This window comes from Lacticaseibacillus salsurivasis (assembly GCF_036246225.1).
Lineage (GTDB): Bacteria > Bacillota > Bacilli > Lactobacillales > Lactobacillaceae > Lacticaseibacillus > Lacticaseibacillus salsurivasis.
Genome location: NZ_BTTP01000010.1, coordinates 1 through 14,389, shown reverse-complemented (window position 1 = coordinate 14,389; position 14,389 = coordinate 1). Strand labels below are relative to the sequence as shown.

The following is a 14,389-nucleotide window of genomic DNA, read 5'->3' as shown; positions in this document are numbered from 1 at the left end:
CAGCCGCAATCGCCGATGCATTCTTGCGGCTGGCATGCTAGACTAGCGGTATGGAGGGGACGGCATGTATCGAACGATTTTATTTGATGTGGATGACACCTTGCTTGATTTCGAAGCAGGGGAACTGGCTTGTTTAAAGCAGACCATTGAAGACTTTGGCGCCCGGTATACGCCACGGCTTGAGGCGCGGTATCTCACTATCAACGCCGGGCTGTGGGTGGATTTTGAAGCTGGCCGCATTCCGCGTCAGCAGATTTTTACCCGCCGCTTCACCCAGTTGTTCAAAGAGTTTGGCGTCGAGGCAGATGGCTTGGCGGCGGAGAAGCATTATCATAAAATGCTTGATCAACAAGCGATTGTCCTGCCGCATGTGGCGGAGACCCTTGAGGCCCTTAGTGACTATCGCTTGTATGTGGTGTCCAACGGTGTGATTGAAGTGCAACGCCAGCGCCTGGCCAAAGCTGGGCTGATTGATGCCTTTGCTGATATCTTTGTTTCGGATGCCATCGGGGCCCCCAAGCCAACCATGGCCTTCTTTGACTATGTGGCCAAGCATATTCCCAAGTTTGACGCGGCCACGACCTTGATTGTTGGCGATTCGCTGACCTCTGATATTCAAGGCGGCCGCAACGCCAAAATCGATTCAGTATGGTTCAACCCGCATTTCAAACCTAATCGCACCACAGTATTACCGGTTTACCAAATGAGCGAATTTAGTGATCTGACGAAAATCGCCGCGGAATAATGCAACAAAGGCGAGTGGCCGTAGCGGCCACTCGCCTTTCGTTCGCGCTTAAACCAGCCGGATGCTCCCGGTGGTGGTGGTGAGCAGTCCCTGCGGCGTCAGGAGCTGCAGCGCACCATCCGCCGTGAAGCCTTGAACGGTGCCACGCTGGTCGGCGCCGGCACCAGCAAGCGTCACCGTCCGGCCTAGCCAGGCGGCATGCTGCCGGTAAGCCGGCATGATTTGGGCGGGCGTCTGCAGCAGCTGGGTGAAATGAATCAGCCACTGGGCCAGCAGGGCCGGCCGCAAATCAGGCGTCGGCGCGGCGCTCAGCAGCGCGCCGATGGGCAGCCCGAGTTTGGTTTCGTGCCGCTGGGTGCTCGGGGTGAGGTTAACACCGACGCCGATCAGCACCGTGGGCTGCGGCTCAGGCACAAAGGTGGCCATGATGCCAGCAACTTTGCGGTCATTCACCAGCAGATCATTGACCCACTTAATCGTGGCCGTGACCTGCACGACCTGGCTGACCGCTTGCTGCAAGGCGACGCCCGCCGCTGGGGTCAACAGCGCGGTGGCGGCCGGTGCCGGCAGCGCGTAGGTGAAATACAAACCGGCGACCGGCGGCGAATCAAAATGATGGCCGCGCCGGCCAATGCCCGCCGTTTGCTCATCGGCCAGCAGCAAAAACGGGGCACGGCGACCACTTTTAATTTGGCGCTCTGCCGTGAGCATCGTCGAGTCCACGGTTTTGAAGTGTTCGATGGGCATGGTCGCCAAGACAGGCGGCAGCTGGTGTTTGATGAGATCAATCACAGGCATACTTTCTCCTCACAGAAAAACCGCGGACCAGCCGCGGTTTCAGTTTCGTTATTGGGCTAAACGACTGATGGCATCGGCGTAGATGGCCACCGCCTGAATAATGCTATCCACCGCCATGTATTCGTTAGCTTGATGCATCACGTTTTCCGCATCTGGCATCAAGGCCCCGAACGCCACGCCGCGGTCGATGATGCGACCATAAGTGCCGCCGCCAATCACCTGTTCAAAGCCGGGTTGGCCGGTGTGATCTTGATACACTTGCAGCAGGGTTTTCACCAGCGGATCGTCGCCGGCCACATAATGCGGCGCCTGGGCGTGGCCGTTCACTGTGACTGTCACGGTGTCCGCCCCTAAAGCGGCGGTAATGCCGGCAATGATGGTGTCTGGATCGGTGCCTTGCGGGTACCGCACGTTCAGCAGCACCTGCTGCTTGCCGGCGGGTTCGTAGGTTAACAGATCAGGGCTGGCGGTTAATTCACCCATGACGGCGTCTTTGTGGTTAATGCCCAGCAGGTGGCCGCGGGAGTCTTCATGCATGTGGGCGGCAATCGCACTGACATATTGCTTGCCGGCTGGATCCAGCGGCAATTGGTTCAGCAAGGTCGCCAGGAAAGTGGCGGCGTTGATGCCGTCGCTTGGTTCCTGGGCATGTGCGCCTTTCCCGGTCATGGTCAGTGTGATGCCATTAGCCGCCGGGCTGGTTTCAACGTGAATGCCTTTTTGCTGGTTAGCCGCCGCTAGGAGCGTGTCCAGGCTCGTTGGAATCTCCCCTGCCAAAGTGGCGGTAGCGCTTTGCGGCACCATGTTCACCCGCAGACCAGCGCTAAATGAGGTCAGCTGCAGGTCGCCGGTGGTTGGCTGCGGCTTGAAATCAATGGCAAAAGTGGCAATGCCTTTTTCCCCATTGATGATTGGAAATTCCGCATCCGGTGAGAAGCCAAAGTCAGGCGCAGGTTCGGTTTCTAGGTAACGATGGATGCCGACCCAATCAGACTCTTCGTCGGTGCCGATGATGAAGTGAATCTTCTTGTTGATTGGGCACTTCAAGTCGCGCACCAGCTTCAACGCATAGTAAGCAGCAATGCTTGGCCCTTTATCATCAGAGGACCCGCGGGCGTAAAGCTTGCCATCTTTAATCACGGGATCAAAGGGATCGGTGTCCCAGCCTGGGCCGGCCGGGACGACATCCATGTGGCCAAATAACCCGAAGATCTCGTCGCCTTGGCCCAATTCGATGCGGCCGGCCACATTGTCGACGTTCAAGGTGTTAAAACCATCGCGTTCCGCCATGGCGAGCATGGTGTTCAGCGCCTTGGCCGGGCCAGGGCCAAGCGGGGCGGCGTCAGTTTTATGCGCCACGTCCCGCTGTGAGTCGATTTTCAAAAGGGTGGTCAAATCTTCAAGGAGTTGAGGACGGATCTTTTCTGCTTCAGCTTGCCAATTGGTCATGGTCATCCCTGCTTTCTTTAGTTGATTAATTAAACCATATCATATTGCCATAAAAGACAACTAGTGAAAACGATTAGAAATGCCTACTTTTTACGCTCCGAGACGAGTTGGACTCAGTAGGCTTGAATTCGGGGTCAGGCGCAAGGCCACTTGTAGGTGCGGCATGGCTGCCGCATCAAGGGTTGACGTCAGCCGGAGCTGCAAGGCACTGGCTTTGAGCCAGCCTTGCGCCACATGCAGCCAAGGCGTGCCACCAGTGAGATGCACAGCATCAATCGTGACTGGCGTGTTGTTGGCCAACAAGGCACATTGGCCGCTGCTCGTTTGGGGCAGGGGATGCAGCGCCGCGCCTAAACCGTCGTGGTGAATCCAGGCGGTTTGGCCAAGGAGTTGATTAGCCCAGCCAGCCGTCGGGGCAAAGTTAACGGTCAGAGCCGCCACAAATTGGTTTTGCGAGAGTTGATAGAAGGTTTGGCCGCCACTTTTGACCTCCTTAATCACGTCGAAGGTCGCCGCTGGGGCAATCGTGCGCTGCGTGGGGGCTGGGGTGTATGGATTTTGATAGATGGGCAAACTGGCCAGGGAAGAGTTGCTGGCGAGGCCGCTGCGGTTCACCGTGGTGGCTTCCGCTTTCAAGGTGGCATATTGATGGGCAATGGCCGGGTAGTTGGTGACCACGCCATCGATATTTAAGTTCACCAGCCATTGCCACTTGGCTGGCGTTTCCGTCATTTCATCCCAGGCGAACACTTTTTGCCCGATGGCATGCAGCGAGCTGACCAGCGGCTTGGTCAGCAGATCGGTGGAGACGTCGATACCGTTGACCCACTGAAAGACGCTGTAGTTGATGCGTTTTAGCGAGCCGACAATGAACAGGCGCGGACAGTTGGGTAGCAGTTTTTGCAGCCGTTTGAGACTACTTAAGGAAAAAGAATGAAACATGACCCGGTTTTGCATGCCATACTGGGTCACAAGGGCGGCAATTTTCTTTTCCAAGTCCGGATGGGGCTCGCCTTTGACGATTTTGGTTTCAATGAGAAACTTTTGCTGGCCGTTTTGGTAATGCGCAAAGAGTTCCTGCAGACTGTGAACCGGTTCGCCATTTTTGGTATGATAACCATGCAAAACGGCATAAGGCGTCTGGGCGATGATAGCGTTGTGGCCGGTCATGCGTTGAATGTTATCATCATGTTGAATGACCAACACGCCATCTTGGCTTTCATGGACATCCAATTCCACATAATCACTGCCGCGGGCAAAAGCGGCATCGTCGCTTTGAAATGTTTCTTCCGGCGCATCGATTGGATCACCGCGATGACCCACGACGGTAAAGCCGGCAGTCAGCAAATACAATCCAATCAAGGCGCCAATCCATAACCGTTTCGGCATGAGGCGCTCCTTTCACTCGTTGGTCGCGGTGCGACCGCTACCAAAACCTTAGCACAAAAAAACCGGGATGAAAAACCACACCGACTGCCGGTGCATCAGGATCCCGCTGAATCAGTAAAGGAGATTATTATGGCGCAAAAATATGAGACTTTTGATTTACTCCAAGAAATCACGTTAAATGATGGCCGCCGCTACATTGAGCTTGGCAATATCATGATGAATGGGCGCGCGGAAAAAGCGGCGATCAAAGGTCTGATCAAGCGCGTCCGCATTTTGCAGCTCAATATCCCGCACTCTAACGCGGTGAAGGTGTATGAACAATACGTCAATGAGCACTACGAATTCCCGCCGTTTGACCTGGACCAGTGGGAAGAATGGGCGAAGCCAGAAGGACCGGTGAAACAAGCGTATGATGAAATCTTACGCCAAAACCATATTGGCTAAACCCTGGCGTTGGCTGCTGCCAGTGCTGAGTTTTTTTCTGGTGCTGGGGCTCACGCGGCTGGATGCCCCGTTCTACCACCAGCCCATTGTGCAAGTCACGGCGGTCCACACTGGCAAGGCTCAAAAGCAAGTGGATAACTTTGATAATCATGACGTCACCCATCACCAGCAAGTGCAGGCCAAGTTCCTGAACACCGCGCGGCGCGGGCAAGTCATCACGTTGAGTAATACGTATTCCGGCTCAGGGGCGCTGGACACCCCGCTGCGCCGCGGCGACCAAGTCTTTGTCGAACGGCAAGCAGGCCACTATCAGCTTAAAGATGAAAAACGAGATGGCGCAGTGTTGGGCCTACTGGCCGCCACGATTTGTCTCATGGCCCTGGTGATGAAAAAACGAGTCTGGCTGATATTTGGTAGTATTTTGGCCAATGTGGTGTTGCTGCTGGTGACCTTGCATGTGGAAACCACCAGCAATCAAAAGCTGGCTTATGCCTTGTTTAGCCTGATGGCAGTGTTGTTTACGGTGGTGACCACGGTGTTTATTGCCGGGATCAAGCGCCAAGCCGCCGTGATCGCCGTTGCCACTTTAGGGGCCACGGCCTTAGCGTTGGCGCTGGGTTACGGCTTGTTTGCGGCGACGGGCTATCGGGATTTGCACATCGAGGCGGTGGCATATGTGACCCAAGTGCCGCAGCTGTTGTTTTTTGTGCAGATCATGATTGGCTCGCTGGGGGCGGTGCTGGATGAAAGCAACGATATCGCCGTGGCGGTGATGCAGCTGCCAGCCGGCTTCAAGCAGCGGTTTCAGGCTGGGATGGCGATTGGCCGCAATGTCATGGGCCCACTGATTGCGGTGCTGTTCATGATTTTTATGGCCGATACCTTCACCGAAAGCATTTTGTGGTTGCGCAATGACAATGCCATTTCGCAAACCTTTATCTGGGTGATGGGCCTGGGCTTTGCGCAGGCGCTGATTTCCGCGTTTGGGATTGTGCTGGCGGTGCCATTAACTAGCCTCCTGGCAGCCTGGCCAAAGAAGGTGCAAGCATGAATACGTTTGAAGCATTGCTTTTGGCGCTACTGGTGTTGATGGTGGCTGTTGGTGGCAAGCAAGGGTTCAGTAATTTCCTCGCGGTGATCATTAATTTTTTGCTGATGATGCTGGCGGTGATTTTGATGGCTGGCGGGTTCAATGCCCTCGGCGTGGCAGCGATATTGGGGTTGGTGGTGCTTGCCACCACGATTTTCTTATCGACTCGAGATAGCGATGTGGCTCAAACCGCCTTTGTGGCGTCGCTACTGGTGATGCTGGGCATGCTGCTGGTGATTGGCATCGGCGTGCGGTATGCGCATGTGGCCGGCTTTGGCACCGAGGATTCTGAGGCGCTGGAGGGTTACAACTTGTTGATTGGGGTTAGCTTTCCGCACATCTTAATCGCCACTGCGCTGTTTTCGACCCTCGGTGCCATTGCCGAAGCGGCAGTGGCGGTGGCCGCGGGGATGAAAACGTTAGGCGCGGCCGCCTCTGAAGCGGGGCTCACGCAAATGGCTGCTGAAATCATTGGTACTGCGCTGAACACCTTGTTCTTTGGCTTTTTCGGCGGTTTTGCTGGGCTCTTTCTGTGGTTTACGCAGCTGCGCTACCCGTTCTGGCAGGTGCTGAACAATCAGATTTTTGCCCGGGAACTGATTGAAGTCTTGTTTTCGATGATTGCCGTGACGCTGACGGTGCCTTTTACCATGTGGATCGTGCAGCGGCGGCAGGGAGGCCGTTCGTGAATTACTTTATTTCAGATACTCATTTTTTCCATGCGGACCTGCTTGGCCCCAATGATTTTGCGCCGCGGCTGTTTGATTCGGTGGCGGCGATGAACAATGCGCTGATCAGCGCCTGGAATGCGCGCGTCGACGATGAGAATGACCGGGTCTATCACTTGGGCGACATTGCCATGAACCCAGAGGCGATGCCTACTGAGCAGGCGGTCCTAGCGGTGCTGACACAACTGCATGGCCAAATTGTCTTCATCAAAGGCAATCATGACTACCAGGCCCGCTTCAAGTTTCTGCACCGCCAGGATCCCGGTTGGCATGGCCAGCCCAAGTTCCTGTTTCATGACGTTGGCACCATCATCAAGGATAATCACACCCAGTTCATCATGACCCATTACCCGCTGCTGTTGGGCATCACCCAGCAGACCCTGAATTTACATGGCCATATCCACAACAGCATGGTGCCGATTGCCGAAAACATCAACGTCGGGGTGGATGCCCCGGAACGGCGCCTGGTGCCGAGCATTCAGGCCTTGCCTTGGGGCAGTCCCTTGGCTGCGGCCGAAGTGCATGAATTGGCGGCCGCCAAGAAAGCTTATTTGCAAAAACAGGGGCAAAATTAGAAGGCTCACATTGATTTTTAATCTAAACCCCGGTAAACTGTTAAGCAAAGCGGGGTGGGGGATTGGAAAAACAAATCAAAACAGAGCTCCAAGCACTGCGGCAAGCACTTTTAGCCGCGGCGGACCCTAAAGCAGCGGGGCAAATCAACGCGTTAGTTACACTGGGTTTTCGCAAGTTGCAGCAAGGGGATTTTACGGCGGCGTATGTCACTTACAGTTTTTGGCCCCAGTTGGCCGTTTTCTTACCAGAGGCGGCCCAGCCAGCGCTCCATGCGCAGCTGGTGCAACTGGAGCAAGGGGAAGCATGATCGGTAGCGGCAGGGGAGCCGCTTCTTTTTTGCAGTCTAGGGTAAGCGTTTTCTTTTTCAACTTGTTTTTCGTATAATCTAGGCAAAAGGAGTGGTCAAAATGAAAAAGCAATGGTTAGGCTTGGCCGTGCTGGCCGTGCTGGCGCTCGGTGGTTGTGGGCAGAAGCAAAGCACCAGTCAGTCGACCAGCAATGCTAAGTCGAGCAAGGTCAGTAGCAAAAAATCCAAGGCCAAAGCCAAGGCCAAGGCTAGTTCGAGTAGCAGTCAGGCTTCAAGTTCAACCGCCGCGCCAACGCAGACGCATCTGGCAACGCTGCAAAGCGCCTTGCATAAGCAAATTCCCGGCGTTAAATTTCCGCAGCAAGATCCTGCTGCCAGTGGGCAAGCCTTGAACGTCGCCGCGGAAGGCACGGCGGCCAGCTACAAGTTGTATTTCAGTTTTGGCGCCGCCGCCGCTTTTCAGGCGAGCACGTTGCCGCGGGCTAATGCCCCTTACGTGTTGACCAAAACCACGCCAGAATCGACTGCAGCGGCCCAAGCGGCAGATGCCGCGATCAACTACCAGACCCTGCAGGCTGGCTTGCCGACCATCGCGCTGGGTGATGGCTTGACCGGCACCAAAGAAGGCGCAGCCGGGTCGACGTATGTGACTTGGCACGAAGGCCGCTGGTCCTTGGTGGCCAGCGGGGTCAATCAGAATCAGGAAGATCCCGTTGCGTTAGCTAAGCAAGCCGTGAGCTTTTTAGCCCAAGCCAGCCTGCCGATTCCGGCCACGCATGGGGCGGTGGTGCTGCGTGTGGCCAAAAGCAGTGACCGGGTCAACACCGTGGCCTGGCGCGAAAACAGTGCCTACTACCAGCTGAGTGGCATTGATCCACTGATGACCTTGCGCCTGGCGACTTTGCTGCGCTAGGTGGACGCAAACGCCTGTGCTATACTAGAAGCTATTGTAGGTCGAAGGAGGTGGCAGAATGTCTGAACGGACCTTGAAAGAGCGGCCGGTGCGCCAGCCGATTATACCCATGGCGCAAATCAGTCAGGTTGCCCCTGATTTGATCACGATTGATGGCCGGCGCTATCAGCTGGTGAAGGACCATAAGGCGGGCTTTGATAAGGCCAAGTTTGCCGAGCGCTACATGGATGTGCTGGAAAAATATGACTACATCGTCGGCGATTGGGGCTATGAGCAATTACGTCTGCGGGGGTTTTATCGCGATGACAATCGCCGCGCCAGCAAGGATCAGTTGATCGGCACGTTGGAAGACTATCTTTATGAGTATTGCAATTTTGGCTGCGCCTTTTTCGTCTTGCAGCGGTTGGATGCGCCGGCGGGTAAACCTAAGCGGCGCCGCGGCGGCAAGAGTCATCATCGCAAGGCTGTCCCTTATGAGGAAAAAGCCGTGAAAGCCCAGCCCGTCGTTGGCCGCGCCGAAACCGTGGCCAAGGACAAACCGCGCAAACGCCACTTCACCATTAAAACGCGCGAATCTGATTGAGAAACAGGAGAAGATTTTTGACATATCAAGGTTATATGATTGATTTAGACGGGACGATGTATCGTGGCAAGGAGCGGATTCCAGAAGCGAAGGCTTTCGTGGAGCGCCTGCAGGCCAAGCATATCCCGTTTTTGTTTTTGACAAACAATACCACCAAGTCGCCGGCTGATGTGTGCCGCAATTTGGCCGAAAACCATGACATTCACGCCGACCCGGCGCAGGTCTACACGCCTTCTTTGGCGACGGCGAGCTGGATTCAGCAGCAAAACGGCGGGGATGCGCGTGGCAAGTCCGTTTACGTGATTGGTGAGCTCGGTTTGAAGCAGGCCTTGCTGGATGTGGGGCTGCGCTTTAACGAATATGACCCTGACTACGTGGTGGTGGGGCTGGATTATGATGTCACATATCATAAATTCGAGCTGGCCACGTTAGCCATTCAGCGCGGCGGCATGTTCATCGGCACCAACGCTGACACCAACCTGCCCAACGAACGCGGCCATGTGCCTGGCGCCGGTTCGGTGATTGCGTTGGTGGAGCGCAGCACCCAGCGCAAAGCCTTTTACATTGGCAAGCCCGAGTCCATCATCATGACGCAGGCCTTGCATAAAATGGGCCTCACCAAAGAGCAGGTCGTGATGGTGGGCGATAATTACAATACCGACATCAAGGCCGGTATTAATGCGGGCATCGATACCTTGCTGGTGTATACCGGGATCTCCACCCGAGCCGATGTCGCTAAGCAAGCGGTTAAACCCACGCATGAAGTCGCCAGTCTGGCGGACTGGGAGGTTTAAGATGAAGCGGCTGGGGCAGCAGGTCTGCCTGTGGCTTTTCATCATCAGTGCGGTGGTGTGGGGCACGATTTTGCTGACTTACGCGCTGTATCCGGTGTTCATGCACCTCGAGGATCTGCCAGCGGTGGCGGGGCTGAGTAGCGGCCGGCTTTATCACAATTATGTGCACCTGCTGACCTACCTGCAGGTGCCCGGCGTCAAGTTTAGCCTCCCGAATTTTCGCTGGTCGGCGAGCGGTGCGCAGCATTTTGCCGATGTCAAAAAGCTGTTTGTCCTGGCGATTGTGGTGTTTTGGATGACGGTGTGGCCAGCCTGGCACTGGTTGCGCCAGTTGCGGCAGACGCGCCAACGCTATCTGCTCATTCGGCCGTTTCAAATTGGGGCGCTGGTGCCGTTAGTGCTGGGCGCTTTGATGGCGGTGAACTTTGATGCGGTGTTCATCGGCTTTCACAAGCTGATGTTTCGCAATAATGATTGGTTGTTCGATCCTAGTGTGGATCCCATTATCAACGTCCTACCCGAAAACTTTTTCGCTGCCTGTTTCGGCTTAGCCTTGCTGCTGTTCGAAGCCGTGATGGTCTGGGGACTGGTGAGTGGCCGGCGGGATGCCAAGCTTCATGGTAAATAAAAAACGTGTTCGTCAGTTGTGACGAGCACGTTTTTTGCCTATGGGGCTGGTTTAAGCGGCGGTTTTGTTGCGGCCACGGAGCGCTGTGATCAGCACCGGAATCAGAGAAATCGCAATGATGCCCAGCACCACCACCGAGAAGTGCTCCTTCACAAAAGGCTGATTGCCGAAGAAGAACCCGGCGACGCAGCACAGGGTCACCCACAGAAAGCCGCCAATCAAGTTGTAATGGATGAATTTGGGATAGTGCATGTTGGAGCCGCCAGCCACAAACGGGGCGAAGGTCCGCACCAACGGCATGAAGCGGGCGATGGCAATGGTTTTACCGCCATGGCGATTAAAGAAGTTTTCGGCTGATTTCAATTTATCACGGTTGATCAGACGGCCGAACAGGGAACTATTAGAAGCCGCCAAGCCCAAATGCCGGCCGATTTCATAGTTGACCGTGTCACCAATCACGGCCGCGGCGAAGAACACGCCGAACAGCACCCAAATATTCAATCCATAGGCTTCGTTCGCGGCCAGTGCGCAAGCCGCAAAGAGCAACGAGTCACCAGGCAGGAAGGGAAACACCACCAGGCCGGTTTCGATAAACACCATCAAAAACAAAATGAGGTAAGTCCAGTTCCCAAAGCTGGAAACAATGCTCACCAAATGGGTGTCGATGTGTAGTATAAAGTCGATCAGTTGGGTCATGCTACTCCTCCGAATTTAGGTTGGCTCCAGGTGGCGCTGGCGCACAGTATCTTGCTGCGCTTCATTATACCGGGTCTGGCGCAAGGCAGGCGTGGCCTTTGGATAAGTTTAATAATTATCGTCTTCCAATTCAGGATGCGAATGGGCCAAGCGGCTAGCGGCCGCGGCAGCAATCGCGCCGACAATATCATCCAAAAAGGTGTGGATAATGCCTGGTTCATGGGCATTCAAGACCGCCAAAATGCCAGGTTTGACCCGGTCAATGTAGCCATAATTGGTAAAGCCAATCGAGCCGTACACATTCACCACCGAGAAGGCCAAAATTTCGTCGACCCCATACAGGCCTTCATCTTCTTCGATGATGTGCTGCAGCGGCTGGTCGAGTTTGCCCGCTTCGGCCAACTTGTCGAGCTGCACGCCGGTCATCACCGCGTTTTGGACTTCCCGCTTGCGCAGGACGATCATCACATTTTCGATGGCATCCGGTAAGGTCAGATCAGGGATGAATTTTTCCTGCAGGAACATGACGAGCTCACCAATATCTTTCGGTTCCACCCCGCGTTCATGGAGTAAGGCAATGGTGTGTTCATAGAGTTTTTCTTCGTTGGTGATACTTTGTTGATCTGCCATTTGAATCGCTTCCTTTGGTTAATGATAAAGCTGTGAGCTGTGCAGGGCTTGGCGGCGTTCTGGATACAAGAAGCTTAAGGCTTCGTTGACCGCAATCGGGGCTTCACCAAAGCCGCTGGCGATTAATTTCAGCTTGCCAGGATAGCTGGCGACATCGCCGATGGCATAAATACCTTGGCGACTGGTAGCCATGGTGGAGGCCACTTTAATGGCGTTGCGGTCGAGCTCCACGCCCCAGCTGCGCAGCTGCTTGTTTTCACTCATGAAACCGTAATTGACCAACAGTTTGTCGACGCGTAGCTGGCGCTTGGCGTCGCCGCGCACCTGCTTCAAGGTGACGTCGATTTGGTCACCCGCCGCCTGCACGGATTCAATCAAAAATGGGGTGTGCAACTGGACAGGGCTGGCTTTTAATTCAGCCACGCTGGATTCTAAGGCGCGGAACTGATCACGGCGGTGAATCAGATTCACCTGCTTGGCGCGCGGCGCAATGGCTAAGGCCCAGTCGATGGCGGAATCGCCACCGCCGGCAATGGCCACGGTGTCGCCATCGAAGGTCGCAAGGTCCCGCACAAAGTAAAAGACGTTTTTGTCATCCAAGGCCGGATCGTAATCCACGGCCAGGCGGCGCGGCGTGAAGGCCCCGCCGCCGGTCGCGATAATCACCGTTTTGGTCAAAATTGGCCCTTGCGTGGTGTCCAGCTGATAGGTGCCATCATCGAGTCGATTGATGGCAGTGACAGTAGTGGCAGTTTTGATGGTGGGCTTGAAGTGGGTGACTTGCTTTTGCAGCTGTTCGACCAGCTGCTGGCCGCTAATGCCAGGGAAGCCCCCAATGTCATACAGCACCTTGGCCGGATACAAATTCCCGGTCTGGCCGCCTAAGTCGCTGAGACTTTCGACCAAGGCGACGTCAGCGGCATGCAGCCCGGCGTAAAAGGCGGCGAACATGCCGACGGGCCCGCCGCCAATCACAGTGATTTCATAAGTGTGTGTTGCCATTTGGATTCCTCGTTTCCTCTATGAACTATCTGCTTAACCGTACCATATTTTAGGCTTGGCAACCACGACCAGGTCGCTCCAGTTTCACACTTAGCCGAAGCGCGATTATGGTATAATGCTCCAGAATAAGATTGCTTAATAGGAGGAAACTATGTACCCACAACTCGAACTTGATACTTTCAGCGGCCCCAAAGCCGTTATGACCACGTCCATGGGTGACATCACCTTTGCGTTGTTCCCGGAGCAAGCCCCGAAAGCCGTGGAAAACTTCACGACCCTGGCCAAGCAGGGTTACTACGATGGAATCACCTTTCACCGGGTAATTCCCGACTTTATGATTCAAGGCGGCGATCCTACCGGCACTGGTGCTGGCGGTGAAAGCATTTGGGGCCAAGCCTTTGAAGATGAATTCAGTGCTTCAGTGTTTAATCTTAAAGGCGCACTGTCCATGGCCAATGCTGGGCCTAACACGAATGGCAGCCAATTTTTCATCGTGTCCAACGAACACCTCAACCCGCAGATGGCGCAGCAATTGCCTGGCGCCGGTTATCCGCAGGCCGTGATCGATGCGTATCAACAAGGCGGCACCCCATGGCTTGACGGCCGGCACACCGTGTTTGGTCAAGTGATGGCCGGCATGGATGTGGTTGAAGCCATCAGCCGCGTTCAAACCAGCGCTGACAAACCCGACACCCCCATTACCATCGAGCACATTACAATTGCCTAGTTTGAGTCACGGCTGAGCATTCGTTATACTGAATAGGTAAGCAGACTCACATCATAGAAATGAAGTGGCGCAATGAACTATCGAATCGGTGATATCGTCACCGGCAAGGTCACTGGCATTCAGCCCTACGGCGTTTTTGTTCTGCTCGATGATCGCCACCAAGGCCTGATTCACATTTCCGAGTGTCAACACGGCTTCGTGAAAGCACTGACGGATTTGTTCAAGGTCGGCCAGCAGGTGCAGGTGGTCATTTTGGATATTGATGAGTTTTCGGGCAAAATTAGTTTGTCCGTGCGGGCGCTGCAGCCGGCACCGGCGATGACCACTTACCGGCATCGCAAGCACTATTGGACGAACCGTAAGCTGCATTTAGGCTTTACCCCGATTGCTGAACGCCTCGATGGCTGGGTCAGCGAGTACCTTGGCCTGATGGAAAAGCACACAGACGACTAGTCGTGTGCTTTTTTCGTACATTGAATTTTGATTATTCATTTTTGTTCGGAAATAGACGAGATGAATAATCATTCTTTGCGCTCTTAGTGGCCAAATTTTCGCTTATTCTGTTTTTTTAGTGAATGTTGAATTAAGTGTTGACGCTAGGGGCTGTTGGCTGGTAAGATACTTGTTGTTGTCAAAACGGCAAGCGCAAATCGCTTCGCCGGCAAATGTTTGGAAGACGAATAATTATTCATTCCATGACATTTTAATTTGACAAGCAAAAAGCCATAAGATATACTGTTAAAGTTGTCTTTTGGACACAGTGGTCCTTTGAAAACTGAACAAAGTTTCGTAAATGTGATAGGGCTTTTCGATGCAAATCGAAGAGAATTAAACATGAGCGAAGTCAATTCGCAAACAACAAATCGAGCTATTCAAATAACTCATTATAT

General features: G+C 54.4%; 18 protein-coding genes. 12 read left to right on the top strand and 6 right to left on the bottom strand.

Features of this window, described 5'->3' with window-relative positions; genetic code table 11:
• The first annotated feature begins 64 nt into the window (after window positions 1-64).
• On the top strand, window positions 65-745 hold the full coding sequence (locus tag AAA927_RS08175) for a YjjG family noncanonical pyrimidine nucleotidase (RefSeq protein ID WP_338217361.1): 681 nt from the start codon (window positions 65-67) through the stop codon (window positions 743-745).
• Between the two features lie 48 nt (window positions 746-793).
• Here AAA927_RS08175 and AAA927_RS08170 read toward each other — a convergent pair whose 3' ends face one another.
• From AAA927_RS08170 to AAA927_RS08160, 3 genes are all read right to left on the bottom strand, one after another.
• Entirely contained in the window at window positions 794-1,543 is a 750-nt protein-coding gene (locus AAA927_RS08170; RefSeq protein WP_338217360.1) for a biotin--[acetyl-CoA-carboxylase] ligase, read from the bottom strand.
• 48 nt (window positions 1,544-1,591) lie between these two features.
• Complete coding sequence (gene pepV, locus AAA927_RS08165) at window positions 1,592-2,992, bottom strand: dipeptidase PepV (protein WP_435891517.1); 1,401 nt, start codon at window positions 2,990-2,992, stop codon at window positions 1,592-1,594.
• A gap of 90 nt (window positions 2,993-3,082) precedes the next feature.
• Entirely contained in the window at window positions 3,083-4,381 is a 1,299-nt protein-coding gene (locus AAA927_RS08160) for a glycerophosphodiester phosphodiesterase (RefSeq protein WP_338217357.1), read from the bottom strand.
• Window positions 4,382-4,510: 129 nt separating this feature from the next.
• Here AAA927_RS08160 and AAA927_RS08155 point away from each other — a divergent pair, with 129 nt between their 5' ends.
• The 9 genes from AAA927_RS08155 (at window position 4,511) to AAA927_RS08115 (ending at window position 10,444) form a co-directional block, all read left to right on the top strand.
• Complete coding sequence (locus AAA927_RS08155) at window positions 4,511-4,825, top strand: hypothetical protein (protein WP_125579710.1); 315 nt, start codon at window positions 4,511-4,513, stop codon at window positions 4,823-4,825.
• Entirely contained in the window at window positions 4,791-5,876 is a 1,086-nt protein-coding gene (locus AAA927_RS08150) for a YibE/F family protein (protein WP_338217355.1), read from the top strand. Before AAA927_RS08155 ends, AAA927_RS08150 begins: the two co-directional genes overlap by 35 nt.
• Complete coding sequence (locus AAA927_RS08145) at window positions 5,873-6,604, top strand: YibE/F family protein (RefSeq protein WP_338217353.1); 732 nt, start codon at window positions 5,873-5,875, stop codon at window positions 6,602-6,604. Before AAA927_RS08150 ends, AAA927_RS08145 begins: the two co-directional genes overlap by 4 nt.
• Window positions 6,601-7,218, top strand: a complete 618-nt coding sequence (locus AAA927_RS08140) for a metallophosphoesterase (RefSeq protein ID WP_338217351.1) — start codon at window positions 6,601-6,603, stop codon at window positions 7,216-7,218. Before AAA927_RS08145 ends, AAA927_RS08140 begins: the two co-directional genes overlap by 4 nt.
• A gap of 62 nt (window positions 7,219-7,280) precedes the next feature.
• Complete coding sequence (locus tag AAA927_RS08135) at window positions 7,281-7,526, top strand: hypothetical protein (protein ID WP_338217349.1); 246 nt, start codon at window positions 7,281-7,283, stop codon at window positions 7,524-7,526.
• A 100-nt stretch (window positions 7,527-7,626) separates the two neighbouring features.
• Window positions 7,627-8,439 carry a hypothetical protein gene (locus AAA927_RS08130; protein ID WP_338217347.1) on the top strand — a complete coding sequence of 271 codons (813 nt, stop codon included), beginning with the start codon at window positions 7,627-7,629 and terminating at the stop codon, window positions 8,437-8,439.
• A 109-nt stretch (window positions 8,440-8,548) separates the two neighbouring features.
• Complete coding sequence (locus AAA927_RS08125) at window positions 8,549-9,022, top strand: YutD family protein (protein WP_338217474.1); 474 nt, start codon at window positions 8,549-8,551, stop codon at window positions 9,020-9,022.
• A 17-nt stretch (window positions 9,023-9,039) separates the two neighbouring features.
• Window positions 9,040-9,816: a TIGR01457 family HAD-type hydrolase gene (locus AAA927_RS08120; RefSeq protein ID WP_125579698.1), complete on the top strand. Its 777-nt coding sequence runs from the start codon at window positions 9,040-9,042 to the stop codon at window positions 9,814-9,816.
• Window position 9,817: 1 nt separating this feature from the next.
• Complete coding sequence (locus AAA927_RS08115; protein ID WP_338217344.1) at window positions 9,818-10,444, top strand: TIGR01906 family membrane protein; 627 nt, start codon at window positions 9,818-9,820, stop codon at window positions 10,442-10,444.
• Between the two features lie 51 nt (window positions 10,445-10,495).
• Here AAA927_RS08115 and AAA927_RS08110 read toward each other — a convergent pair whose 3' ends face one another.
• From AAA927_RS08110 to AAA927_RS08100, 3 genes are all read right to left on the bottom strand, one after another.
• Window positions 10,496-11,140, bottom strand: a complete 645-nt coding sequence (locus AAA927_RS08110) for a VTT domain-containing protein (protein WP_338217342.1) — start codon at window positions 11,138-11,140, stop codon at window positions 10,496-10,498.
• 108 nt (window positions 11,141-11,248) lie between these two features.
• Complete coding sequence (locus tag AAA927_RS08105) at window positions 11,249-11,752, bottom strand: phosphatidylglycerophosphatase A family protein (RefSeq protein WP_125579951.1); 504 nt, start codon at window positions 11,750-11,752, stop codon at window positions 11,249-11,251.
• Window positions 11,753-11,788: 36 nt separating this feature from the next.
• The gene (locus tag AAA927_RS08100) at window positions 11,789-12,772 is read right to left on the bottom strand and encodes an NAD(P)/FAD-dependent oxidoreductase (RefSeq protein ID WP_338217340.1); all 984 of its coding nucleotides are present in this window, start codon (window positions 12,770-12,772) and stop codon (window positions 11,789-11,791) included.
• A 151-nt stretch (window positions 12,773-12,923) separates the two neighbouring features.
• Between AAA927_RS08100 and AAA927_RS08095 the strand changes: the two genes are divergently transcribed.
• Both AAA927_RS08095 and AAA927_RS08090 read left to right on the top strand, forming a co-directional pair.
• Window positions 12,924-13,499 (top strand): peptidylprolyl isomerase, encoded by a 576-nt coding sequence (locus tag AAA927_RS08095; protein ID WP_338217338.1) that lies wholly within the window; start codon window positions 12,924-12,926, stop codon window positions 13,497-13,499.
• A gap of 72 nt (window positions 13,500-13,571) precedes the next feature.
• Window positions 13,572-13,952: a CvfD/Ygs/GSP13 family RNA-binding post-transcriptional regulator gene (locus AAA927_RS08090; protein ID WP_125579688.1), complete on the top strand. Its 381-nt coding sequence runs from the start codon at window positions 13,572-13,574 to the stop codon at window positions 13,950-13,952.
• Window positions 13,953-14,389 lie beyond the last annotated feature (437 nt).